The organism is Chryseobacterium tructae, from assembly GCF_030409875.1.
GTDB classification, from domain to species: domain Bacteria; phylum Bacteroidota; class Bacteroidia; order Flavobacteriales; family Weeksellaceae; genus Chryseobacterium; species Chryseobacterium tructae.
The window spans coordinates 1,004,730-1,030,903 of record NZ_JAUFQR010000001.1 but is presented as its reverse complement, the minus strand read 5'-3'; the positions used below and the strand labels follow the sequence as shown (position 1 = coordinate 1,030,903).

General features: G+C 34.5%; 16 protein-coding genes, 1 other RNA gene and 5 pseudogenes. 13 read left to right on the top strand and 9 right to left on the bottom strand.

Going from position 1 to position 26,174, the window contains the following annotated elements:
* Window positions 1-34: 34 nt before the first annotated feature.
* A pseudogene (locus QWZ06_RS04980) lies at window positions 35-1,691 on the top strand (ribonucleoside-diphosphate reductase subunit alpha).
* A gap of 306 nt (window positions 1,692-1,997) precedes the next feature.
* On the opposite strand, the pseudogene QWZ06_RS04975 reads toward QWZ06_RS04980, so the two are convergent.
* A pseudogene (locus tag QWZ06_RS04975) lies at window positions 1,998-5,200 on the bottom strand (TonB-dependent receptor).
* A gap of 207 nt (window positions 5,201-5,407) precedes the next feature.
* Between QWZ06_RS04975 and QWZ06_RS04965 the strand changes: the two are divergent.
* Window positions 5,408-6,297 (top strand): annotated as a pseudogene (locus tag QWZ06_RS04965) (DUF72 domain-containing protein).
* Between the two features lie 132 nt (window positions 6,298-6,429).
* The gene (locus tag QWZ06_RS04960; RefSeq protein WP_290296126.1) at window positions 6,430-6,660 is read left to right on the top strand and encodes a hypothetical protein; all 231 of its coding nucleotides are present in this window, start codon (window positions 6,430-6,432) and stop codon (window positions 6,658-6,660) included.
* 100 nt (window positions 6,661-6,760) lie between these two features.
* Here QWZ06_RS04960 and QWZ06_RS04955 read toward each other — a convergent pair whose 3' ends face one another.
* The 6 genes and pseudogenes from QWZ06_RS04955 to QWZ06_RS04930 form a co-directional block, all read right to left on the bottom strand.
* On the bottom strand, window positions 6,761-7,309 hold the full coding sequence (locus QWZ06_RS04955; RefSeq protein ID WP_290296123.1) for a hypothetical protein: 549 nt from the start codon (window positions 7,307-7,309) through the stop codon (window positions 6,761-6,763).
* An 83-nt stretch (window positions 7,310-7,392) separates the two neighbouring features.
* Window positions 7,393-8,037: an HD domain-containing protein gene (locus tag QWZ06_RS04950; RefSeq protein ID WP_290296121.1), complete on the bottom strand. Its 645-nt coding sequence runs from the start codon at window positions 8,035-8,037 to the stop codon at window positions 7,393-7,395.
* Complete coding sequence (locus tag QWZ06_RS04945; protein WP_290296118.1) at window positions 8,037-8,879, bottom strand: alpha/beta hydrolase family protein; 843 nt, start codon at window positions 8,877-8,879, stop codon at window positions 8,037-8,039. The genes QWZ06_RS04950 and QWZ06_RS04945 overlap by 1 nt, the downstream gene beginning before the upstream one ends.
* Window positions 8,880-8,969: 90 nt before the next feature.
* Window positions 8,970-9,860, bottom strand: coding sequence for a ribokinase (locus tag QWZ06_RS04940; RefSeq protein WP_290296117.1), 891 nt, complete (start codon window positions 9,858-9,860; stop codon window positions 8,970-8,972).
* A 65-nt stretch (window positions 9,861-9,925) separates the two neighbouring features.
* On the bottom strand, window positions 9,926-10,561 hold the full coding sequence (locus QWZ06_RS04935) for a DUF4241 domain-containing protein (RefSeq protein WP_290296116.1): 636 nt from the start codon (window positions 10,559-10,561) through the stop codon (window positions 9,926-9,928).
* A 93-nt stretch (window positions 10,562-10,654) separates the two neighbouring features.
* A pseudogene (locus QWZ06_RS04930) lies at window positions 10,655-13,268 on the bottom strand (valine--tRNA ligase).
* A gap of 128 nt (window positions 13,269-13,396) precedes the next feature.
* On the opposite strand from QWZ06_RS04930, the gene QWZ06_RS04925 reads away from it, so the two are divergent.
* Entirely contained in the window at window positions 13,397-13,861 is a 465-nt protein-coding gene (locus QWZ06_RS04925; protein ID WP_290296115.1) for a DUF1573 domain-containing protein, read from the top strand.
* Between the two features lie 359 nt (window positions 13,862-14,220).
* Entirely contained in the window at window positions 14,221-15,090 is an 870-nt protein-coding gene (locus QWZ06_RS04920) for a polyphosphate kinase 2 family protein (RefSeq protein WP_290296114.1), read from the top strand.
* A gap of 29 nt (window positions 15,091-15,119) precedes the next feature.
* Here the strand turns inward: QWZ06_RS04920 and QWZ06_RS04915 are convergent, their stop codons facing one another.
* Both QWZ06_RS04915 and rnpB read right to left on the bottom strand, forming a co-directional pair.
* Window positions 15,120-15,998, bottom strand: coding sequence for a PKD domain-containing protein (locus QWZ06_RS04915; RefSeq protein ID WP_290296111.1), 879 nt, complete (start codon window positions 15,996-15,998; stop codon window positions 15,120-15,122).
* A 22-nt stretch (window positions 15,999-16,020) separates the two neighbouring features.
* Window positions 16,021-16,344, bottom strand: an RNA gene (rnpB, locus tag QWZ06_RS04910) — RNase P RNA component class A.
* 276 nt (window positions 16,345-16,620) lie between these two features.
* Between rnpB and QWZ06_RS04905 the strand changes: the two genes are divergently transcribed.
* The 8 genes and pseudogenes from QWZ06_RS04905 to QWZ06_RS04870 all read left to right on the top strand — a co-directional run bounded on the left by QWZ06_RS04905 (window position 16,621) and on the right by QWZ06_RS04870 (window position 26,173).
* Window positions 16,621-17,112, top strand: a complete 492-nt coding sequence (locus QWZ06_RS04905) for an RNA polymerase sigma factor (RefSeq protein WP_027374652.1) — start codon at window positions 16,621-16,623, stop codon at window positions 17,110-17,112.
* Window positions 17,105-17,779, top strand: coding sequence for a DUF8845 family protein (locus tag QWZ06_RS04900; RefSeq protein ID WP_290296107.1), 675 nt, complete (start codon window positions 17,105-17,107; stop codon window positions 17,777-17,779). Before QWZ06_RS04905 ends, QWZ06_RS04900 begins: the two co-directional genes overlap by 8 nt.
* A gap of 59 nt (window positions 17,780-17,838) precedes the next feature.
* Window positions 17,839-19,463 (top strand): annotated as a pseudogene (locus tag QWZ06_RS04895) (AMP-binding protein).
* 396 nt (window positions 19,464-19,859) lie between these two features.
* Window positions 19,860-20,699, top strand: coding sequence for a carboxypeptidase-like regulatory domain-containing protein (locus QWZ06_RS04890; RefSeq protein ID WP_290296106.1), 840 nt, complete (start codon window positions 19,860-19,862; stop codon window positions 20,697-20,699).
* A gap of 115 nt (window positions 20,700-20,814) precedes the next feature.
* Window positions 20,815-21,000: a class I lanthipeptide gene (locus QWZ06_RS04885; RefSeq protein WP_115970152.1), complete on the top strand. Its 186-nt coding sequence runs from the start codon at window positions 20,815-20,817 to the stop codon at window positions 20,998-21,000.
* A 61-nt stretch (window positions 21,001-21,061) separates the two neighbouring features.
* Window positions 21,062-21,979, top strand: coding sequence for an LLM class flavin-dependent oxidoreductase (locus QWZ06_RS04880; RefSeq protein ID WP_115970151.1), 918 nt, complete (start codon window positions 21,062-21,064; stop codon window positions 21,977-21,979).
* Complete coding sequence (locus QWZ06_RS04875; protein ID WP_290296100.1) at window positions 21,972-23,126, top strand: lanthionine synthetase LanC family protein; 1,155 nt, start codon at window positions 21,972-21,974, stop codon at window positions 23,124-23,126. Before QWZ06_RS04880 ends, QWZ06_RS04875 begins: the two co-directional genes overlap by 8 nt.
* Window positions 23,123-26,173, top strand: a complete 3,051-nt coding sequence (locus QWZ06_RS04870; RefSeq protein WP_290296099.1) for a lantibiotic dehydratase — start codon at window positions 23,123-23,125, stop codon at window positions 26,171-26,173. The genes QWZ06_RS04875 and QWZ06_RS04870 overlap by 4 nt, the downstream gene beginning before the upstream one ends.
* Window position 26,174: the final 1 nt, after the last annotated feature.

Below are 26,174 nucleotides of genomic sequence, written 5' to 3'. Positions count from 1 at the left end.
CAATCTCACTCCGGAATTCGAAAATATAACATCTATGGAAGAGCAAAATTCAAATATATGGTGGCTCAATGAAGAGTCTGAGCAAATGCTAAACAGAGGATATCTGTTGAAAGGTGAAACGGTAGACGGAGCTATCGACAGAATTACCACTGCTGCTGCGAAAAGATTATACAAGCCGGAACTTCAGCCAGCTTTCAAAGAAATGATCACAAAAGGATGGATCAGTTTCTCTTCTCCTGTATGGGCTAATATGGGAACCGAGAGAGGTCTTCCTATCTCTTGTTTCAACGCTCACATTCCGGACAGTATTGAAGGAATTACTCACAAAATGGGTGAAGTGATCATGCAGACAAAAATCGGAGGAGGAACTTCAGGATATTTTGGAGAGCTTAGAAACAGAGGTACAGCCGTAACAGATAACGGAAAGTCTTCCGGAGCGGTTTCTTTCATGAAACTTTTTGATACCGCAATGGACGTTGTTTCTCAAGGAGGCGTAAGAAGAGGAGCTTTTGCAGCTTACTTAGACATTGACCACGGAGATATTGAAGAATTCTTGTCCATTAAAGATATTGGTAGCCCAATTCAAAACCTGTTCACCGGAGTATGTGTTCCGGATTACTGGATGCAGGATATGATTGATGGTGACATGGACAAACGTAAAGTTTGGGCAAGAGTATTGGAAAGCCGTCAGCAAAAAGGACTTCCTTATATTTTCTTTACCGATAACGTAAACAGAAACAAACCACAAGTATATAAAGACCATGGAATGACGGTGAATGCAAGTAACCTTTGTTCTGAGATCATGCTTCCTTCTACAATGGAAGAATCATTTATCTGCTGTCTCTCTTCCATGAACCTTGAATTGTACGATGAGTGGAAAGATACAGATGCTGTTAAATTAGCAGTTTACTTCCTGGATGCTGTATTATCTGAATTCATTGATAAAACTGAAGGAAACTACTACTTACAAGGAGCTAGAAACTTCGCAATGCGTCACAGAGCTCTTGGATTAGGGGTTTTAGGATACCATTCTTATCTACAGAAATATGATTCCGTTTGAAAGCTTTGAAGCGACTCAGTTCAATGCAAGAGCATTCAGACATATCAAAGAACAGGCTGAACAAGCGTCAAGAGAATTGGCCAACATCTATGGAGAACCGGAAGTATTGAAAGGATATGGATTAAGAAATACCACGACAATGGCTATTGCTCCTACCACTTCAAGCTCTGCTATCTTAGGACAAACTTCTCCTGGAATTGAACCTTTCTCTTCTAACTATTACAAAGCAGGTCTAGCTAAAGGAAACTTTATGCGTAAGAACAAATATCTTGCAAAATTATTGAAAGAAAAAGGGCTGGATAATGAGGAAACATGGAGAACTATCATGTTGAACCATGGTTCTGTACAGCACCTGAATGAGCTTACTCCTGAAGAAAAGGCAGTATTCAAAACATTCAAGGAAATCTCTCCAATGGAGATCATTTCTCAGGCTGCACAAAGACAGCAATATATTGACCAGGCACAATCACTGAATCTTCAGATTCCTTCTACAATGCCTGTAAAAGATGTAAACTATTTGTATATCGAAGCTTGGAAAAAAGGAGTAAAAACTCTTTACTATCAAAGAAGTTCTTCTGTTTCAAAAGAAATGATGGTGAACTTTGTATCATGTTCAAGCTGTGAAGCATAAGATCAAATAATAAACACATTATATAGTGGAGCACACCTTTTTAGGTGTGCTTTTTTATTGATAATATTCTTCTTCCGAATAATAGGTTTTGGCTAAAGCCATTGGAAATATTATTTATAAAACGGGCTAAAGCCCGTTCCTATTGAATTGAATAAATAAATAAATAAATAAATAAATAAATAATGGCCTTGTTATAATGAATAAATTAACATCTTCGATCATTTATTATTACTCATAAAAAAGACCCGGAAAGAAAATCCGAGCCTTTGAAAAAGAAGTATATTGAATAATATAAAAAAGTACTCATTAGAAGTTATATCTTACCCCTATTTGAGCTTGGAATCGTGATGCAAACTGATCGATTGTATAAGCAGGGCCAGGGGTTTTGAAGTTGTAAGTAGGATCTCCGGCTGATGGCTGTCCTGTAGCTATATTTCCAACTTTGGAAAGCCCTACACTCGCTGTAGAATTGAAGGTATTAGGCACAAAATAAACTTTACCCCAGTCTTTATTCAATAAATTCGTAAAGTTGATGATGCTTAGAGAGATCTGAAGCGTATTCTTAGATTTTTCGCTCAATCTTATTTCATCCATAATTCGAATATCTGCCTGAATGTTCCAAGGAGTATTATCTCCATTTCTTTCTGTAAACTTCCCTCTTCTTGACTTCAAATACGAATTATTATTAACATAATTTTCATAATCAGCAATCTGTTGCTGAGCACTTACCAGTACATTTCCTGAAGCATCTTTTACAGGAACAATATATTTCGCAGCTTCAGTAGCATCTTTAAAGATATAAGCAAGACCAGCAGCTTGTCCCGTATTGGCAATTGTGTTGTTTATAAATCCCCATGAAAAAGGGTTTCCTGACTGTGCGTTAAAATACACATTGGTATATAATCTGTTTGATTTAGAAATATTAAAAGCATATCCAAGATTGGCTACGATTCTGTGCTTGATCGCAAAATTGGAAGTTGTCAGCTGAGGTTCATTGGGTGTTAACGATTGGTTCATCTGCCAGTTACTTTCCATAGAGTTTCTGATACCATTAGTAATATCTCTGGCATCTCCGTAGGTATAAGCTGCGAAGAAATTAAATCCGAAGTTGTATGATTTTGAGATCTGGGCCGTCAGGTTGTAACGGTATCCTTCTTTTGTATTGGATAAAAGATAGGCATTAGAAAATTTGCTATTGATATTGGTTGTATAAATCGGCATTTCATGGTTCACATCATAGCTATAATACGTCACATTATCCGTTTTATTCACCTGTTGGAATTTTAAGTCATAAAGTACTTTCGTATAAATACCTTCCAATGTCAGTTTATACCCTGCCAGAGTATAGTCAAATGCAAGGGAACTTCTCCAGACTCTTGGCATTTTAAAGTTATTATCAATAAGGTCAACCTGTACTTTAGATGATTTTGGGTCTTGTGTTGGGTTCTGCCAAGTTGGAAGATTAGTGCCAACCAATGGATCACCATACTGACCAATCTGTCCTGCAGTTGGCTTATTAATATCATAACTTCCAAAACCAACTCCGTCATTATAATAAGCATATCCTAACCATGCGAATGGAATTCTTCCTACAAAAATACCGGAACCTCCTCTTAATACCATAGACCTGTCTTCCGTAACATCAATGGTAAATCCAATTCTTGGAGATAATGTAGGTTTGTTAAGATAATTATTCGTTAACTGGCTTAACGGAGTATAGCTATAGGTATTTCCGAAATAAGGATCCTGAGGAGATTGATTAACAAGTGGACTTAGTTGTGGCTTATTAGGTAAGTCTGTATAATCTACTCTTACTCCCGGTGAAAGCCTTACTCTTCCCCAGTTAATCTCATCTTGCAAGTATAATGAAAGAAGATTTACTTTATATTGAGCATAAGGATTGTTGAAAAGATCCTGTCTGCTATTTCCCCCAAAAGGATAGGTTCCTCTTACCCTTGCAGGAATACCATTATAAAAATCAGCAAGTGATCCATAAGATACCCTTCCGTTCAAAGCATTTACAAAACCATAATTGATATTATACAATTCATTGTGAGTTCCTAGCAAGAAAGTATGGTTTCCGGTTTTATAAGTAAGGTTATCTGTAATTTCAAAAGTTTTCTGCTTCATGTTGAAAACAGTGGCTTCTCTATCATTCCCCAATAAAATGGTTCCTCCGTTATGGCTGATTTCAACCTGTGGAAACATCACATTTCCCGAAGTTGGATCTCTATAATCATGAATCGAAGAGTATCCCACTACTAAGTTATTACTCCATTTATCATTAAATCGGCTTTTCAGCTCAAGGGTTGTTGTGGATGCTGTATTCTTCTGAACGAAATCCATACTGGCAAATCTGAAATTAGCACCATCCCTTTCGAGGTTGGATGCTTGCGAAAATACCGTATTATTTTTGATGGATAAAGTATGTTTATCGTTGATCTTCCAATCTAACTTATTAAAAAGTTTAGCACTTTCAGAAAAGTTATTGTATCCATTAAAGCTCCCTACGTTGAATCCGTATTTCTGCTGTACAAAGTCTGAAATTTTTCGGGCAACAGATTCATCTATCAGCGCATTAGGATCATTGGCATTATAAAATATCGGATCTACCCTTTTGGTATATTCCAGGTTAGTGAATAAGAAAACCTTATCTTTTACTATAGGCAGACCTACTCTCCCACCATATATAAAATCGGAAAAATCACTTGGCATTTTGGAATTATCACCTACTCTGTTTCTTCCGGTAATCGCCGCATTTCTCCCATATACATACAGGGAACCTGTCACATCATTACTTCCGCTTCGGGTCACTGCATTGATACTTCCTCCAAGAAATTTCCCAGCTTCACATCATAAGGAGCGATGTACACTTGTACATCCTGAATAGCATCCAAGCTAATAGAATTAGAACGAGTACTGCTTCCAGGCATTCCTGAAGTTCCAGTCTGCCCCCCTAATGAAGGACTGAAACCAATCGCATCATTATTGATGGAACCATCAATCGTAACGTTATTATAACGAAAATTAGTTCCATTAAAAGAGTTATTGGCACTTTGGGGTACCAATTTAGTAACATCCTGTATTCCTCTGTTAATATTTGGAAGTCCTGAAATTTGCGCCTGGCTGATCCCAACTCCATATTTTACGTTAGCTTTTTTTGAAGTAATCTTTACCTCATCAATAGACTTCTCTTTGCTACCAATTTCTACTATTGGCAAGTCATTGCTTCCTAAAGAAAGTTGTAGATTAGGATTTTCATAAATAACCTGTGAACCATCAGATATCTCAATTCTATAAGGCCCTCCCGGTTGAAGGTTATCTAAACTAAACTGTCCTTTGCTATTACTTTTAGTTTCAAAAGTACTATTGGTAGGAATATGTACTACCTTCACAGTAACCTCGGAAGATATTCCTTTTAATCTTCCAAAAATCTTAGAGCTGGTCTCCTGTGAAAATGCAAACCCAAAAGATAATAAAGCAAATGCACAGATCATTTTTTTCTTCATAATTTTTAATGCTACAAAACTTGCCGTAAAATTAGATTGATAAAACATGAAGTATGGTAACATACAATTAACATAGCGTAACACAAAGTTTAATATTTCCTTAAAAAAAACTTAATATACATAAGGGATTGATGATATCTTTTTTCGTTCTTTCCATGAAGATTACAGCAAAAAAATGCTTAATTTTAAAGTTTAAAATCGCTTAATATGAAATTCGGACAAGTAGAAGACCCATCAAAAATAGACTTCACCCTTCCCAAAGATCACTCCAGAACCAAAGAAATTTTGAGCCTTAATAAAAAAGGGCTTGAAAACATTTCCATTGGATGTGCAAAATGGAACAAACAGACCTTAAAGGATTCTATCCTAAAGGAACTAAGGATGAGCTAACATATTATGCCACTCAATTTAATTCCATTGAATTAAATGCTACCTTTTACGGAATGCCTACTCCTGATCAGGTGAAAACATGGAAAGAAAAAACACCAGAGAATTTCAAATTCTTCCCTAAGATTACCAATACTGTTTCTCACTTCAGAAGACTCATTGATATTACAGATCCTGTGACTCACTTTGCTTCTGCAGTTATCAATTTTGATGAAAAATTAGGAATGGCTTTTCTTCAGCTTCATGATAATTTTAAGCCGAAAGATTATGACAGGTTGGAAAAATTTGTCAAAGAATGGCCTAAAGAAGTTCCTCTTGCTATAGAACTCAGAAACACAGAATGGTTTACCAACGAAAAAATTCTGAATACCACATGTGAGCTTTTTGAAGCCCATAATATCACCAACATTATCGTAGATACTGCAGGAAGAAGAGATATGCTCCACATGCGTCTTACTACTCCCAATGCATTCATCCGTTATGTAGGAGCCAATGCAGAAAGTGATTACGAAAGATTGGATGACTGGTTAAAACATCTTACCCAATGGAAAAAAGAAGGTCTCCAAAATCTATATTTCTTTGTTCACCAGAATATTGAAAAAGCATCTCCCCTTCTTTCCGCTTATTTTATCAAAAAAATGAATGAAGATTGGAAAACGGACATCCATATTCCCCAAATGGCTACTGGAAGTACAGGAAGTTTGTTTTAGTTAAAATTTTAAATAGACTAATTTTAATTTACTGGTCGAATCACAATAAAAACCTTTTCATAACGGAAAAATTTATACATTAGAGTAATGCTCTATTTGCATGAATAAAGCATACTTAAAAAAATAAATGTCATGAAAAAGGAAATTTGTACAATCAGTATCTCCAGCAACTGGCTTGGAGATGAATATATCTTCTACGAAGACCATACTATAAAAAGAGTATATGACAACCACAGTCTGGACTCCAATAAAACAGAATGGCTGGAGCCTCAAAAGATCAGTAAACAAAATAAGGACAAATTAATAAAAGGGTGTCCAGAAGAATATAAGGAACAAATTATGCTCATTCTGGATTATCCTTAATAAAAAAACTCTCGCAGATCTTACGAATAAAGCAGATTAATACAACTTAATCATCTGCCGGATCAGTAAAATCTGCGAGAGAATATATAAATTTAGTTTCTTATTTATTTTTCTTCAGAAGCAATACCAGATTGAGAAATAAAAGCAGAAAATCCAAAGTGATCCAGATTCCCAGCTTTGTATTTTCATAATTGTAGGCATCTACCTGTTTTTTGGCAGCTTCAGACAGCTTCATACTTTGGTTGATATAATTCTGTACTTCTACAATCTGATCAATATTCTTATTAGGAACAGAATGTTGCGAAAAATAAACCAGATTCTTCTTTCCAAGATAACCTACAATCCAGTATTCATCAGATTTATCCATTTTCAGATATTCTACTCTGTAATATTCCGGACGTATTTTCCCAATATGTTTTGGCTCAAGCTTGGTATTTTTATCAATTTTGTTGACGTTGATCAGATAGAAATCCAATGCTTGCGGAAGCTTATTAATAACCTGTAATCCTACGGAATTATCAACAAACGCCACTGCACTTTTCTTAATAAACCAATACGTAAAAATAGAAATCGAAGAAACTACTGTCACAATACGGAACAGTCTTGCCCATTTTGACAGTCTTCCCGATTTTACTTTATATAAAATCAAAGAAAATATACACGCCCAAAAGATAACAAGAATGAAAAATACCATAATGCAAAGATACTCATTTCAGAATTTTTGAGAGAATATTAATCTACATTCCACTCTTTATAAAACTGGTCAAGGAAATTCAGCATATAATCATGTCTTTCCTGAGCCATTTTTTTTCCATGTTCTGTGTTCATCAAATCCTTTAGAAGTAATAATTTTTCGTAAAAATGATTGATTGTTGTTCCATTCGATTTTTTGTACTCCTCTTTTGACATATTGAGATCAGGCTGAACATTCGGATCATACATCGGATTATTTTTAAACCCTCCAAAATTGAATGTTCTGGCAATACCTATCGCACCAATAGCATCAATACGGTCAGCATCCTGTACAATTTTCAATTCAATAGACGGATTTTCCGGTGCTTGGCTTCTGTTTTTAAAAGAAATATTTTCAATAACAAACAAAACCTTTTCAATCGTTTCATTGGGAACATTTTGTTTTTCTAAAAATTCTCTTGAAATTCTTGGGGCTATCGTTTCATCTCCATTATGAAATTTAGGATCTGCAATATCATGCAATAATGCAGACAATTCAACTACATTGGAGTCGCAGTCTTCTGTTTCTGCTATTTTTTTAGCGAGCTTCCACACTCTTTCAATATGGAACCAATCGTGTCCCGCTTCGGCTCCTTCTAATTTTTCTTTTACAAATTCTATTGTGTTGTCTATTGTACTTTTCATTAATCTATCAGTTCATTTAAAATAATATTCCAGAGCTTATGATTATAACTTCTAAAAAAATTAACATGCCCAATTTCTCTTTTCTCAGACTCAGCTGTTTTTACCAGTCTGTATGTTGGCCTAAGATTAGGATAAGTATTGTTTAAAAGACTCATTACCCCTTTTTCTGTCAGCCAGACATCATCCTCCGCACGGATTACAAAAACTTTCTGCGTTAAATTTTTAGAATAATCATCAATTTTCTCCAACAGTCTGTTGGTTGATTTTTTGTTTAAAATTAAGGTTCTCCAGTCATACGCACAATTTTTTGGAAGACTTTCTCCAAGCCCAAACCAATTTGCAGGAAAATACCCTAATAATGAAGTTGTTAGCGGCTGTACAATCCCAAAACCCAGATATGCTTCAATCTTTGTTTTCAATCTGAGGTTACCTACAAAAGCATTTTGAGTTCCTACAAATATCAATTCTTCAAATATCTCAGAGTCTTTATTCATTCCTAATATTAACGCTCCTACCGAATGTCCTAAACAAAACTTTCTATACTCCGAAAACTGATTTTGAATGTATGTGGTTACTGCTTTATAATCCTTTGAACCCCATATTCTCATAGACCCATGGAACCCCTTCATATTCTTCGGTTTAGAAAAACCTATTCCTCTGTAATCATAAGTAATTACCGTAAATCCTTGTTCTGAAAAATAGGTAGCAAAAGAAAAATAGACATGCTGTTTTACACCTGTTGCAGAATTGATAAGTAATAATTTTCCATTACTTTTTTCGGGCTGAAAAAGATGGGCAGTCAGGGAAGCATGGTCTTCTGTGGTGAGTATTAGTTTTTCCATAGGAGTAAAAGAAAAAATCCACTATAAAAGTGGACATTTTCAGTATATTTTTACGTTTAGTTTTAAACTTTCGATATGCCGTAAATAGCTTTAAGAAAAGAAATCCGCCATTCTTGGTAATCCGGTTTGTGATCCTTTACTTCCTGAAACTCTTGATGAAACTTCATTTCCAAATTTCACGCAGTCTTCAATAGAATTCCCATGGCAAAGAGCAATAGCAAATCCTGAAGTAAATGCATCACCCATTCCCATCTTATAAACGGTCTTTTCTTTATTCTTTCTGTAATACTTCATCTCTGTACCATCAAAATAAATCGTAGAATTGGTATCGTCTCTTACAAATACCTTATTGAAGTATTTCTTAAGAACCTCTTCTCTCTTTTCTTCTCCAAAAATGATAAAAAGTTCATTGCTTTTAGCTACAATAAAATCTACCTGCTCCAGAACTTCATCACTCACTCTCATTGCAGGTGAAGCATATAGGCCTACTTTTTTACCATATTTCTTAGCTTTCTGTACAGTATACTCCACTACTTCCAAGGAAACTTCAAGCTGCACAAGGACAAGATCAGAAGTATGGAAATAACGGTCAGCTTCATCAATATGGGACTTTTTAAGATATTTGTTGGCTGCAGGAACTACAACAATAGCCGCATTTCCCTCACACGTTGTGACATACGCTGTACCTGTTGACTCTTTGTCTGTTTCATGTACAAAGCCTACATTAACGCCTTCACCCACCAAATTTCTCATAATTTGCTGCCCCAGGGGATCCATTCCAACACAACCTATAAAATAAACACTAGCCCCTAATCTTGCGGTTCCTACAGCCTGATTGGCACCCTTCCCACCAAAATAGCTCTCTGAATTAACAGCCAGTACGGTTTCATTAGGTAAGGGAAGTTTATCGGTTTCCAAAACAAGATCTATGGAGGAGCTTCCTACAATGATAATTTTGGGTTGTTCTGATGAGAAATTCATTGTGTTTGATATTAGTTTAAAAATTATAACAGACTAAATTCCGTGCCAAAAATAAATAATTTTACCTAACTTATTTCAATAAATTCTGTAATAATTTTCACTGGTGATTGATTTTTATCATAACCAACATAGCTGGCATAAAAACCTTCTCCATATCCCGTCTCAAAAGCTAATATAGTTCCAGGATGATCGTCTGAAGGTTTTAAAAATGCATATTGATCTATTGCTCCTTTTTCATCAAAGAAATGCCCATGGAAAAACTCTTCATAAATACCCATGAAATCTGCTCCTTTATTGTTATAAAGCTTTTGCTCCAGTTGATTAAGGCTATTTTGAGTATCAACATCCATGAAACATCCCATGCCGCTTTCTACAGGATATCCAAAAACCTCTCCTTCTACCAATTCTTTTATATTCTGTCCAGCAGTAGTCGCTAGTTTCCAATCTGTAATTTTTGCAGCATTAAAAATAATTTCTGCATACGCTACACAATTGCTGTCTTTCTCCTTATGCAACATCACTGAAAATTCTCCTTTCGGAAACGTTGTGGAAAAAGGAAGCATATCATTCGTGATCAAAGGATCACACGCCACCAGCTTGCCACTGGAGAGATAAATTTTTCCTATTTCAAAACTTTCCAACAAGGGGTTTTCTACAAAGTCCTTCGAAAATAGCTTCTTTATGTTTTCTATATGTGTCATCTTATATCTTTTCTTTAAACCATCAGGCTGGATACAAGTTATTCATCTGTACCCAGCCTGATATTAAGACAACGTGTTGTCTTTATTTTAAATTTACAAACTTTTCAGCTTCTCTTCCAAGATTGCAATCTTATCAAGAGCATCTTTTTGCTTCTTACGCTCCACCTCAACAATCTCAGGCTTTGCATTAGCCACAAACTTTTCGTTGGAAAGCTTTTTATCTACTGAAATTAAAAATCCTTTCAGATACTTTAATTCTTCTTCAGTTTTAGCTTTTTCTTCTCCTAAATCTAAGTTTTCACTTAAAGGAATTGAAACTTCCGTTGCTCCTACCAGGAATGTAAAGCTTGGCTTATCTGTTTTTTGCCCAAAATGAATTTCAGAAACGTTGGCCAGTTTTCTTATTACGGCTTCATTAGCAAATTCAGCAGCATTGGTATATATTTCTGCTCCTTCTCTTGGTGAAATCCCTTTTGTCTGACGGTAATTTCTAACGCCGGAAATCAATTCTGCCGCCGTTTCAAAGTTTTTAATGATAGCTTCATCAAATGCAGCAGCTTCTTTCTGCTGAGCGACAACTAAAGCCTCCTCAATATTTCTTTCTGAAATCGTCTGCCACAATTCTTCTGTTAAGAAAGGCATGAACGGGTGAAGTAACTTCATCAATTCTTCAAAGAAATATATTGTTTTATGATAAACTTCTTTAGAAATACCTTCTCCGTAGTTAGGCTTAATTGCTTCCAGATACCAACCACAAAAATCATCCCAAATTAATTTATAGATCAAATGAAGGGCATCAGAAATTCTAAATTTCTCAAACTGATCATTGATCTCAATGATGGTTTTATTTAATTTATTTTCAAACCATTCAATGGCTTGATTATCGGTAGCAATTGCTGGCTTATCCTCATGATTCCACATATTGATCAAACGGAAAGCATTCCAGATCTTGGTCATGAAGTTTCTTCCCTGAAGCATTAAATCTTCATCGAAAGAAGGTCATTTCCTGCTGCGGAACTTAATAGAATTCCTACACGAACTCCATCAGCACCATATTTATCCATCAATTCAAGTGGATCCGGAGAGTTTCCTAAAGATTTTGACATCTTTCTTCTCTGCTTATCTCTTACAATTCCTGTGAAATAAACATTCTTAAACGGAACTTCTTTTCTATACTCCAATCCAGCCATGATCATTCTTGCTACCCAGAAGAAAATAATATCCGGTCCGGTTACCAGGTCAGAAGTAGGATAATAATAATTGATATCTTTATTTTCCGGATCCAATAATCCATCAAATACAGACATTGGCCACAACCATGAAGAGAACCAGGTATCCAAAGCATCATCATCTTGTCTAAGATCCTCTCCCTTTAAGTCTTGGTTTCCTGTCTTTTGTTTTGCCAATTCTAGAGCTTCTTCTTTTGTCTCAGCAACTACAAAATCTTCATCTCCTGCACCATAATAATAGGCTGGAATTTGTTGTCCCCACCAAAGCTGACGGGAAATATTCCAGTCACGGATGTTTTCCATCCAGTATTTGTAAGTATTCTTAAACTTTTCAGGATAGAATTTACTTCATCATCCATTACTACATCCAATGCAGGCTTAGCAATTTCAGACATTTTAAGGAACCACTGTACTGAAATCTTAGGTTCAATTACAGCTCCTGTTCTTTCAGATGTTCCTACTTTATTTACATAATCTTCTGCTTTTAGTAAAAGATTAAGATTAATCAACTCTTTAACAATTTCCTTTCTTACATCAAACCTATTTTTTCCAGCGTAATGAAGTCCTTCCTTATTCAAGTTTCCATCATCGTCCAAAGCATCAATTATAGGAAGACCATGCTTCTGCCCGATCTCATAATCATTTAAGTCATGGGCTGGTGTAATTTTCAATGCTCCTGTTCCAAATTCAATATCTACATACTCATCTCCAATAATTGGAACTTGTCTTAATGCTATCGGAACATATACAGATTTTCCTATTAAATGTTTGTAACGTTCATCATTTGGATTTACAGCAATAGCAACGTCTCCAAAAATAGTTTCAGGACGTGTAGTTGCAACAACAAGGATCTCATCAGACCCTATAACTTTATATTTTAAATAATATAATTTTCCATTCTGTTCTTTAAAGATTACCTCTTCATCTGAAATATTGGTTTTCGCTTCCGGATCCCAGTTTACCATTCTGTATCCTCTGTAGATCAAACCTTTGTTATATAAATCTACAAAGCTTTTGATAACCTGTTGTGAAAGTTTATCTTCTAAAGTGAAACGGGTTCTGTCCCAATCACAAGAGCATCCTAACTTTTTAAGTTGTTCAAGGATTGTTCCTCCGTATTTATTTGTCCATTCCCAAGCGTGCTCCAGGAATTGTTCACGGGTGATATCAGACTTGCTGATTCCTTCAGACTTCAATTTAGCAACAACTTTAGCTTCGGTAGCAATAGAAGCGTGATCTGTTCCCGGAATCCAACAAGCATTAAACCCGCGCATTCTTGCACGACGGACCAGAACATCCTGAATGGTATTGTTCAACATATGTCCCATGTGTAATATTCCTGTCACGTTTGGTGGTGGAATTACAATGGTATATGGTGGTTTATCATTAGGCTCTGAGTGGAAATATTTGTTTTCCAACCAGTAATTGTACCATTTTTGTTCTGTTTCCTGTGGATTGTACTTTTCTGAAATCTGCATAAATTCTATTTCTTTGGCTTGCAATTTGCAAAAATAGTCTAAAGAAAAAAATTTTTAAGCATGAATTAAAATAATTTTTAACTTTGTTTCACAAAATTTATCTAACAAACATATTAACATTCAAGAATATGAAGAAATTAATTGCAGGAATTGCATTATTTGGAACATTTGCACTAGCATCTGCACAAACGATTACGTTTGATAAAACTACTTTCGACTATGGTAACATTAAGCCTAGTTCTGATGGTACAAGATTCTTTACAGTAACAAACACTGGTGATAAGCCTTTGATCATTTCAAATGTAAAACCATCTTGTGGATGTACAACTCCAGAATTCAGCCAAGATCCGATCATGCCAGGAAAATCTGCTAAGATCAAAGTTGGATATAACACTGCTCTTACAGGTGGATTCAACAAAATGATTGAAGTTTTCTCTAACGACCCTGCTAACAGCAGAAGCGTAATCTACATCAAAGGAAATGTAGATGCTAATGCTCCTGAAGCAAAAGTATTAACTCCGGCTGAGCAGAAAGAAGCTGCTAAAGCTGAGAAAAAAGCTGCAAAAGTTGCTAAAAAAGCTGCTGCGAAGTAATTCTCTACTTAAAAATAAGGAAACCGTCTCTATTGAGGCGGTTTTTTGTTATATTTAATAGTCATTAAAAATATTCTACCGGATGTAAACAGTTTTTTTTAAGTTTTGGCTAAAGCCAATGGAATTTAATGATTTATTTATTTGATTGGCCGGGCTAAAGCCCGCCCCCTATTGATGTTGATATCCGAATGGATATGCATATGGGGAAATAGTTGTTTAACGACAAGATCTTTTATCTTTTATCTTTTATCTTTTATCTTTTATCTTTTATCTTTTATCTTTTATCTTTTATCTTTTATCTTTTATCTTTTATCTTTTATCTTTTATCTTTTATCTTTTATCTTTAAATAAAAAAATATATGGACACCAATTTCTCAGATGACTTTAAGGTAAGTGGAAAATTCTCAATAAAAAAAGCGTCTACTTCTTATAAGGGAAAACTTACCAAAGAAGAAGGAACACAATTATTAATTCAGGAAAAAGAAAAACTTCGTGAACTACAAGAAAGACTGTATGCTGACGGAAGCCAATCTCTTCTAGTAGTGCTTCAGGCTATGGATGCAGCCGGAAAAGACAGTATGATAGAACATGTTTTTGGAGGAGTAAACCCACAAGGATGTAATGTAACCAGTTTTAAAACCCCGAGTTCAAAAGAATATTCTCATGATTTTCTTTGGAGACATTATCTGGCTTTGCCTCAAAAAGGTATGATCGGAATCTTCAACCGCTCCCACTACGAAAGTGTTTTGGTGTGCAAAGTTCACCCTGAATATAATTTAAGTGAAAAAACTTGGTCTTCTGTAAAGGATTTTGACAATAAATTCTGGGAAAACCGCTATGAAAGCATCAGAAACTTCGAGAAACATCTTGCTCAAAACGGAACAACCATTATCAAAATTTTCCTACATGTTTCTAAGGATGAACAAAAGAAAAGGCTTTTAGACAGAATCAATGAACAGGAAAAAAACTGGAAATTTTCTGCGGGAGACCTTCCGGAGCGAGCTTTATTTGATCAATATATGGAAGCTTATGAAACAGCAATCAACGAAACATCAAAGGATCATGCTCCCTGGTATGTGCTTCCTGCAGACAACAAATGGTTTGCTAGAACGGCAGCAATCCAGATCATTATAGATACTCTGGAAAAAATGAATTTGAAGTATCCTCAACTTTCAGATAAAGAAAAACTGAGTTTACAAGAAGCTAAAAAGCAATTGGAAAGTGAATAAAAAAAGCCTCAATTGAGGCTTTTTATTTTTTATAATTTTTCGAAATCGACTTTGAATGAAAGTTCTCCATAGTTAAATGTTTTTGAAGTCCCTGTAAATTCAGAAATTGGAATTGAATAGAGAGCAATAAACTCATCTTGTCCGCCATTTTCTAATAATGAATTATAGGTATCACTATCCTTAAAAACCAGACTTACAGACTGTAATGTTTCATACCCCATAAAAACATTGTATCCTGTAAGATCAAATCCTAAGCTCATTTGATTGGGATAAATACCTGTTGTTAATAGGGGTTCAAAATGTGACACTAACAGATTATGTGGATCATTTAGAGCTGGAACTGAGGATACTTTTCCAATTTCTATAAATAGATCCGCAAATTTATCAGGATTAGTTGTATTATAACTTTTACTCTCATCCCAAGCGCCTTTAAAGTTCTCCCAATGCGAGACTCCGCCACTGTAAACCAATTTCAAATTATTTTCTTTCTGTGGAATAGAAATAATAGTAATCTTTTTAATTTTTAAAATATGGGTATCGGTAACTGTTACTTTTACGGTCTTTTCAACGCTCTTCCCATTGGCTAATAGCAATGTTGCCTTTATAGTATAATTCCCCGCTGCTTTATAATTATGGTAAATAGCATCTAAAGAATTATCTCCATGATACGTATTTCCATCTCCAAAATCCCAATTAATATTATTAATTTGTTCAGTAGTCCCTCCTGTAAAAGAAAATTTTAAAGAAGTATCAATGGATGCCTCTGTCTTTGAAGATATTAATGATAGGGCATTTCCTGTAGCTCCACCAGTATTGTTTTCGGTGATGTCATCAGAGCCACTAGAGCAAGAAAGAGCAATAGCCGAGAATAAGCTTACTTTGAGTAAGGTCAATAATTTTTTGTTCATGAATTAATAGCTTTTTTATAAAATCACGAGAAAATCTATAAGCCGGATTCTGTACTCCCGAAGAAGCGCCTGTTATTTATCTACGCCTTACATTGCTGCAAAACTTGAGCTGATTACCCCTCGGTTTTCAGGACGAGCCGCCCCTATTTCCATTGCTGAAAAGAACCGATATACTTACCATTGCACCGCAAAGAGTTTACCTGGTTTCACTACAGCCGAACTGTACTTGCTTTCTGTTGCACTTGTCCTACCCTCACGGGTGACGGATGTTATCCGCTTTGCTGCTCTATGGTGTCCGGACTTTCCTACCTCCCGTAAACGGGAAATCAACAAGCCGATTTTCTCGCGAGTGCAAAGATACAGAAATTTTACTGTAAAAGTATAGAAAGGCCGGAAGCTGGAAGGAAGAGGCTGGAAGTTATTAAGGTACAAAGGTTGAGCTATCACACATTTTATATTATTTTTTTCAAGGCTGCCTGATCATATTTTAAGGTTAGTTTTAAAATAAATCTCTAAAATAACTTCCAGCCTCCAGCTTCAGGCTTCCAATTATCTTCGATTTCTCCATAATTATTCTTCCGCAATTACCACATTATTATTATCTTCGTGCCATTATACATCTATGAATTCCAGAGAAAAAGAATTTGCGCAGCTTATCAAAGATAATCAGGGTTTGATTATTAAAGTATCGCGCTTATATACCAATTCGCTGGAAGATGAAGAAGATCTTTTTCAGGAAATTGTATTACAACTCTGGAGAAGTTATGATTCTTTTAAAGGAAATTCCAAAATTTCAACATGGATGTACCGTGTAGCGCTTAATACAGCCATTACCCTCTTTAGAAAAAAAAGCAAAAGCCTTCCTACCAATGAACTGGATATCAACCACAAAGATTTTGTGGAAGATGATGATGAAAAGCAACAACAAATTTCGCTTTTGTATACTGTAATCAAGACTCTTCCTAATATAGAAAGAGCCATTGTCATGATGTATCTTGATGATCTGCCTTACAAGGACATTGCAGAAAACCTCGGAATTACCGAAGTTAATGCTCGCGTGAAAATGAACAGATTAAAGAAAACCCTTAAAGAACAGATGGAAAAATATGCCTGAATTTGATTTAGATAGCTTTAAAAAAACATGGCAGGAACAGCCTGTACAGCCAAAATATGACAACACTGAAATTCTTCAGATGTTGAATAGAAAATCACGCAATTATGTAAAGTATATTTTCTGGATCAGCGTTGCCGAATTCTTGTTATTTTCTGTTTTGGGATTATTCTATTTCTTTCAGGAAGAAGAATCTGATAGTTTCCGTAATGTCCTAGAAAGATTGGGAGCACAGGAAGCTACAGAAGTAGAAAATAACTTTGAACATTTTTATCTTGCTATCAAAATTTTAAGCTTATTTATTACAGCCTATTTCGTATTGAAGTTTTATCAGAATTACCGAAAAATTAAAATTGAGGAAAATCTCAAAGGGCTTATCACCCGAATTATTAATTTCAAAAAGACTGTTAATGCCTTTATTCTGATCAGTATTGTGCTACTTCTTATGTTCACATTTGTATTGATCGCTTTCATTTTTTATACCTTAAATACTCAAAATATACAACCTACCAGCTCTAATCTTACCATTATTATTGTTGGAATTACAGTCAGTACTTTATTGGCAGTATCTATGATCTGGTTTTATTACAAACTGGTGTACGGAAGTATCATCAAGAAACTTGATAAAAACCTGAAACAACTAAAAGAGATCGATTCACAGGAAAATTAGCATCCATAGGCGATAGTTCAAGATATTATTGTTAATTTTATTTCACCAAATCTTTTACTATGCCTTTATCTTATGTGTATGGAGCTTCTGAGGTTCCATTATTAGGACAGACTATTGGAGGAAATCTGAAAAGTACTGTCGAAAAATTTCCCAATCAAGAAGCACTTGTCTGTGTTCATCAGGATTACAGAGCTACCTACCAGGAATTTTACAATCAAACCACTGCTATTGCCAAAGCATTGATATTTTTAGGAGCTAAGACCGGTGACAGAATCGGAATATGGGCTTCCAACCGCTATGAATGGGTTCTTCTTCAGTATGCAACAGCCAGAATAGGAACCATTTTAGTGAATATCAATCCGGCTTACAGAACCCATGAACTTACCTATGTACTGAATCAATCTGAGGTTCGTTTTATTTTTTCATCTTTAAGCTTTAAGACCAGTAATTACAAAGAAATGGTTGAATATGCCAAGGAAGTATGTCCAACTTTGGAGCATGAAATTTCTTTGATGATAACTGGGAGGCATTTGTAAACAACGGGCAGGATATTTCTGATGAGGTACTTCACAGCTTCGAGGAACATGTACAATTTGATGATCCTGTCAATATTCAATATACTTCAGGAACTACAGGATTTCCAAAAGGTGTTACCCTCTCCCATCATAATATTTTAAATAATGGATATTTTATTGGTATCCGACTCAAGTATACGGAAAAAGACCGTGTATGTATTCCTGTTCCCTTTTATCACTGCTTCGGAATGGTTATCGGAAATATCTGTTGTACAACTCATGGAGCCTGCATGGTCATTCCAAATGATAGTTTTGATCCGGACATTACATTAAAAGCTGTTTCGGATGAGAAATGCACATCTCTTTACGGTGTCCCTACCATGTTTATTGCCGAACTTGCTGTAAAAGATTTCGACTCTTATGATTTTTCAAGTTTAAGAACCGGGGTAATGGCTGGGTCAGTCTGCCCTCCTGAAATCATGAAAAAAGTAGAAAGCCTGATGAATATCAAAGAAATGAGTATATGTTATGGAATGACAGAAACGTCTCCTGTATCTACTCAGACTTTAATTGGGACTCCTTTGCAGAAACAAGTCAGTACAGTGGGAACGGTTCAGGATCATCTCGAAATAAAGATCGTTGATGAGAACGGAAGAATATTGAAGCGTGGTGAACATGGTGAGCTTTGTACAAGAGGATATTCTGTGATGCTGAAGTATTGGAATGATCCCGAAAACACAAAAAAAGTACTGGATGATGCCCGATGGATGCATACCGGAGATATGGCAGTGATGGACAAAGACGGATATATTACCATTTCCGGAAGAATTAAAGACCTTATCATTCGCGGTGGAGAAAATATTTCACCTAAAGAAATTGAGGACTTTTTATATACCTATACCCATATTCTGGATGTTCAGATCATTGGCATTCCGAGTGAAAAATTCGGCGAAGAAGTAATGGCATGGGTAAAAGTAAGACAAGGATTTACAATCACTGAAACAGAGCTTTTAGACTATTGTAAAGGAAAAATTGCCCATTATAAGGTTCCGAAATACTGGAAATTTGTGGATGAATTTCCAATGACCATCTCAGGAAAGATCAGAAAAGTGGAAATGCGGGAGATTTCTATGAAAGAATTGGGACTGGAAAATGTAAAAAATCTATAACTAAAAATACCGGTTAAGCATTAACAGTGTAAAAAAATCATATTTCCGTTGAAAAAATGAGATAAAAAAGACAAAAAATTCACCTAATTCAAGGTGAATTTTATTTTTTTTAATAAAAAATGAAATTGCAATTTATATATATCATTAAAATTAGAATTATTCTGAATATATACAAGCTAATCGCCCCTTCAATAAATAACAACAAACAGATTTCACTCATTTACAAATTCAATATTATTTTTTGACATATCATAAAAATAACACACATATTATGATCAAATAATACATATACAATAAAAAAAATATCACCATTTTATTCCTACGATAGTGATTAATACAAATTAATTCCTATATTGGCTCAAGAAAAAATTAATAATTAAAATCTAATAACTAACGATGAGGATTGTAATGGCCATCTGTGCCTTATTACTTACTATGCCTGTTTTTTCACAAAAAATTTCGGGTACTGTCACGAATGAAGATAGAGAAGCTGTTTCCTATAGTTCAATAAGTATAGGGAAAGAAAAAGTAAGTACGATTACCGATATCAATGGTAAATATTCTTTGGAGATTCCTAATAACACGAATAAAAATGATTATGTCGTTATTGAAGCTAACGGATATGAAAGTAAAAAGCTTACGGTAAATGAAATCATCAAGAATGCTGATATCAAATTAGGCAAAAAAGTGAATGCCATTCGGGAAATTAATCTGACAGGACAAAAAACTAAAAGAGAAATAATAGGGGCAAAAAAAAGACCTATGTTTACCTTCTCTAAAATGTTTGATCAAAACGTTCCTACCATTGAACAAGGTCAAATATTCAATATTTACAACTGGACTAAGCTTAACAGCTATAGCTTTCATATTATTCCCAGTTCAAGATATAAAGAAATTACTTTAAAGTTAAATATATATAGCGTTAAGGATGGATTGCCTTATGAATCCCTGCTTAATGAAAATATAATATTCAAAACCACCACAACAGGATGGCAAACAATTGATCTTCAGGAATATAAACTCATCTATACTCATCTGGATAAACTCGCTATTACCTTACAACTCGTAGAAAGTATTCCTCAGGAGGATACAGATTTCATATTTGGAATATCAGCCAAGAAGACATTGTCAAATGATCTGTTATATCATTATCAGAGTCAGGGAGATTGGGAGACCAGCATGGGAAGTTTTATTTCAAATATTGATGTTAATTACAGTAAAAATAAACGTGACTAGTTTGTTGGGTAAAACAATATCATACACTTAGCATTATCAATAAGGTATTACAATTAATACATATAAAGCGGAAACCGAAAAGCTAACGAGTAGGTAAATTTTAAATTTTTTAACCATGAGCAAAAAGCTTACAAAAAAGTTAACTCTTAAAAAAGAGAAGTTATCACAATTGAACTCTGACGAAATGAAGTCTGTAAAGGCAGGAAAATTAGCATTCACATCTATTGCTGACTGTACACACTGGACATGTACAGCTGGAAGTACTAGATCTTCTAATGCATGTATCTGCGGATCATTCTAAATCAGAACATTTTACAAAAGAAAGCTACTCCCCAGGGAGTAGCTACTTTTAAAAGCTTATCATGGCAAAAAAATTAAAAATAGGTCTTTTAGAGTTTGGAATCAGAGAAAATTCACTCAACAATTCTAAAAAGTCATTATACGACATCATCGATTATGCTACAAGAGCAGACGAAATTGGTTTCTCAAGATTCTGGGTTACTGAAAATTATTTTTCAAAAGCACATGATATGGCCTGGTCTACTCCTGAAATGCTCCTTCCCATCTTATTAGGATTAACAGATAAAATAAAAATAGGAATTGCAGGAATTATCCTGCCTCTGCAAAGTCCATTCAGAGTAGCTCATAATTACAAACTGTTGTCCAGCTTATACCCAAAAAGAATAGATCTTGGATTTGTAAAAGGTTTGGTTGGTGAATATGATTTTCAATACTTTAATGCAGGTGTTGATAAGGATACCTACTATTCATCTTTCCTTCCAAAACTGGAATCTACCTTAAGTTTCTTAAGGGAAGAAAGTGAATTTCTTAAAAAAGATTTAATTATTCCGCCTTATAAAGGTAATATTCCTGATGTATGGTATATGGGCTCTTCACATTCCGGATTGAATGTGTCTTTACAGCATGATCTTAACTTTGCAAGATCTATATTTCATGTAGGATCCAACAAAGACTATTTAAAAGAAGAGTTACAAAACTTTAAAGCAGAATACAAAGCAAAACATGGAAAAGAACCTTCAATGGTATTGACCTTTTCTGGCTGCTGTCATAAAACAAAACAAAAAGCAATAAAAGTTGCCAAAAGTAGTACCAATAATGATTTAAATAGTATAAATCTTATCGGAGACGGAAACTTTTTTCATGAAAAACTTCTGGAGTTCAAAGAACTTTATGGATACAATGAATTTATCTTTAATAATATCTCCAGAACACACAAAGATTCTTTAACCGCTATCGAAATATTAAGCCAATATGTATAAAGATAAAATTGATTTTTTTCTAAACGAAATTTCAAAAAAATGCAATGAGGACAAAGCTGAAAACATTACCTTCAGCCTGGGCAGTAGTTATTATTCATTATTTTACCATGAGGATGTAGAGATTGAAAGAGTTGAAACGCTCATCGACCTGGCTTCTGAAGCTCCTTATTATTCATTTGCCAGTGGCAGTCTGGCGGTAACCTATTTTATGAGGCTTTTACATACTGCCGACATTATTACTGATGAAGATATTGATGCAATAGAAGAAGATTCTATCGAATTTTTCTTAGAATTACTAGCTACCTGTGTAAACAAAAAAGAATATGATTTATTCACAGGTCTTATTGGATTAGGTCTTTATTTCATTGAAATTCAAAGATTTGACACAGTAGCAAAAATAGTGTCATATATTGACCATTTAAAACATGAACAAAACAATTCATTTTTTTGGATTGATCATATAGTAAAAGAGGATAATATCTGCGATCTTGGTCTGGCTCATGGCTTACCATCCATCATTTCTTTTTTAGCAGAATGTTATCATAAAAACTGTGAGAAAGAAACCTGTGAGAAATTAATCAGAGGAACGGTTAATTTTCTTATAAACCTCTATGAAGAAAATAAAAATGCAGCCCATATATTTCCTTCAAAAATTAATGTCGTTACCGGTGAAAAACAACTATCAAACAGGCTGGCATGGTGCTATGGTGATCTAGGTGTAGCACTCAGCCTATGGAAGGCCTACACCGTTTTGCAGGATGAAAACTTAAAAGATATCTGTCTTTATATGACTCTAAATTCAGCAAAAATCAGGTTGGATAAATCAGGCGTATTTTCTAGTACAACACATGATTGTATCGATACAGGAATTTGTCATGGTACATCGGGAATATCACATATTTTCAATAAATTTTTCAAAATTTTTCAACGAGAGGAACTCAAAGAAGCTCACGATTACTGGATGTCTATTACATTACAACAACTGGAAAAAGGAATAAAGTTCCCTTATGATCCTAAAAATGATGTATGGGTGGAGCATACTGGGCTTCTGGAAGGTATTTCCGGAGTAGGAATGGTATTATTGGATTATCAATATCCTGACAAAGCTAAGGATTGGGATAAAATTTATTTAATGAACATAGGATGAAATACAACGATATAGAAAGATTAAACTTTTATGTACTGAGAACTCCTTCGTTTCCACAAACAAGTATTGAAGAGTGGGAAAAAGATATCAATACAGAGGGTTTCCGAAAAGCCATTTATCTATCTTCACCGGACTTATATGACCAGCTTATTCTTTGGGATGAAAAAAAACTTCCAAAGGAGAAAGTTGATAAAATGAAGAAATCTTTACTTAAGTATTGGCTAAGAATTCATTTCAGAACGATTCCATTTGGTACCAATGCCGGAGTAAGCATGGGACAGTGGGATGATCATACCCTGATAACATTGGATAAAAAACAGGATAAAGTGCATGCCAGATTAGATATGCAGGTTATCCATGATATTGTTGAACGATTAGAGCAAAAAAAATTTATAAGACAATCCTGTAAATTCTATACCAACAATACAATATACAGCACTAAAAACAAATATCGCTATATTGAGCCTACATCAAAGGTTGCAATGCTGAATTATGAAGTTATTTCTACAGAAAAAAATAAATACCTAAACTCAATTATAAAAGCTTGTCAAAGTGGACTAAAACTTCCATCCATCATAGAGATATTGGTTAATCAGGATATTTCTTATGAAGATAGCTTTGACTACATCAATGAACTTATCGATTCAAAAATTCTTGTCAGTGAACTTTCTCCAAAAGTGACTGACAAACATTTTCAGGATTCTATCTATCAGTTTTTAAAAGAAATAAAGATCCCTGCTTCAAAAAATAATAATGATGATGTACAGCTTATAACTAAGCTCATTTCCATATTTGAAATTGTACAGGAAGTAAATAAAACCCACGAAATAGGTAATGCTATTGATAAGATTTATCAAATCTTAAATACCATAGGAATTATAAGCAACAAGAAAAATATTCTTCAAACTGATTTATTAAAAGGCAATACTTCTAATTCACTTCATAAAAATATCTTTAAAGATTTTAAAAAGGTAATTTCCTTAGCTTTTCAAATTGGAACAGAAGACACTATTGAGGAGCTGGAAAATTTCAAAAAAGCATTTACAGCAAGATACGATCAGCAAGAAATTCCTTTATTATTAGCACTTGACCCCTTATCAGGTATCAATTATCCATTACATTCGGATCATGACACTCCTGATTTGATTGAGGGAATTCAGTTTAAATCTGAAAACACTTCCAATGTAGTTCGAGGATCTCTAAAATGGAATGAATTTTTAGGTAAAAAATTAATTGATGCTGTCCAAAACAATCATCATTCAATACAGCTTACACAGGATGATTTGGTACCATTTTTACATGAAAATAAAAATGTTCCATTTTCAATGTCTTCGCTCGTACAAATTTATGAGGATCAGGAAAAACAACCTATTATTTTCAATAAATTCACAGATGGGCCATCATCATCAACGTTTATCGGACGTTTTTGTCATCTGGACGACCAGTTGGAAGAATCTGTAAAAGCGGCTTTATTGCAGGAAGAAAATTTCTTTGAAAATCAAATCATTGCCGAAATTGCTCATACTCCACAACCAAGAGTTGGAAATATTCTTCTTAGACCTTGTTTAAGAAAATACGAAATCCCAATTCTTACTCCTCACAGCACTGGTAGTGAACCAATTTATCTGAATGACCTGATGATTTCTATCAAAAATGATAGAATTGTCCTTCGTTCTAAAAAATACAATAAAGAAGTTATTCCAAGTCTTTCGTCTGCGCACAATTATAATTTACATAAAGTACCTCTTTATCATTTTCTTTGTGATCTCCAGTATCAGAATACAACTCCCTCTTATTCCTGGAATTGGGGGATGTTTACCAATTATGATTATCTTCCAAGGGTCATGGTTAATAATGTTATTTTATCAAGAACATCATGGCACCTGTCTTATGAGAAAATTTTTAATGGAAAACAAGCATCTATAAGTACCTTCAGAGATTATTTAAAGGAAAGGAAAATTCCTGAGATCTTTACTTTTGCAGAAAGAGATATGGAGCTTCCTGTATTTATGAATGAGGATGTGTCCCTGGAAATATTACTTGATCATCTTACCAAGGAAAAAAGCATACGGGTTTTTGAAAGCCTATCTCATCAGTATGAAAGCATTGTAAAAGATATTGATGGAAATAAACACAGTAATGAATTTCTTATTCCATGGAATAATATAAGCAGTAAAAAAAATAAAATACTGCCACTTCCTACTGTTAAAAATACGGTAATTAGAAATTTCGTTCCAGGAAGCGAATGGCTTTTCTATAAGATCTATTGCAGCCCAAAGGCTACCGATCAGATTATCAAAAATGTCATTTGTAAATTTGCCAATAACCTTATTAAAAAAGGGATTATCAAAAAATGGTTTTTCATGCGATATAGCGATCCGGATCACCATATCAGACTTCGTTTTTTAACTTCATCTGAGAATCATAACATTTCAAATCAGGTTTATCAGCTGCTTGATAAATATTTGACTCAGGAAATGATCATCCACAAAATCGTTATGGATACCTACAACAGAGAGATCGAACGATATGGAGAATCTACCATTGATCACATGGAAAGTATTTTCCATTTTGACAGTGAATGTGTTTGCAGTTTATTAAAAGAAGCAGAATTAACAGAAACAGTTACCTGGAAATTTGCCATTGTAGGAATTGATAGAATCCTGGATGATTTTGGATATAGTCGAACTCAAAAGAGAGATATAATGAACCGGCTTGCCAATGGATATAGTAGTATGGTAGATGAAGATTCTAAAGCAGCTCTAAAGGATAAATACAGGGATAATAGAAGTAGCGTCCTTCATCTTTTAATAGAAAATAATGACTTTAGTAAAATAGTAAACACCAGAACAAAAAAAACGGCTCCCTATATTGCTGAGATCAAACAGCTCCAGTCTGAGCAAATGGTTGAATCATTAGTAGTAAGCTATATCCACATGTTCATCAACAGAATGTTTGCCTCAAAACCTAATCTCTATGAATCTATTCTGTATTATTTTTTACACAAAAGTTATGATTCATTATTAAATATGAAAAAACTGACGTAGG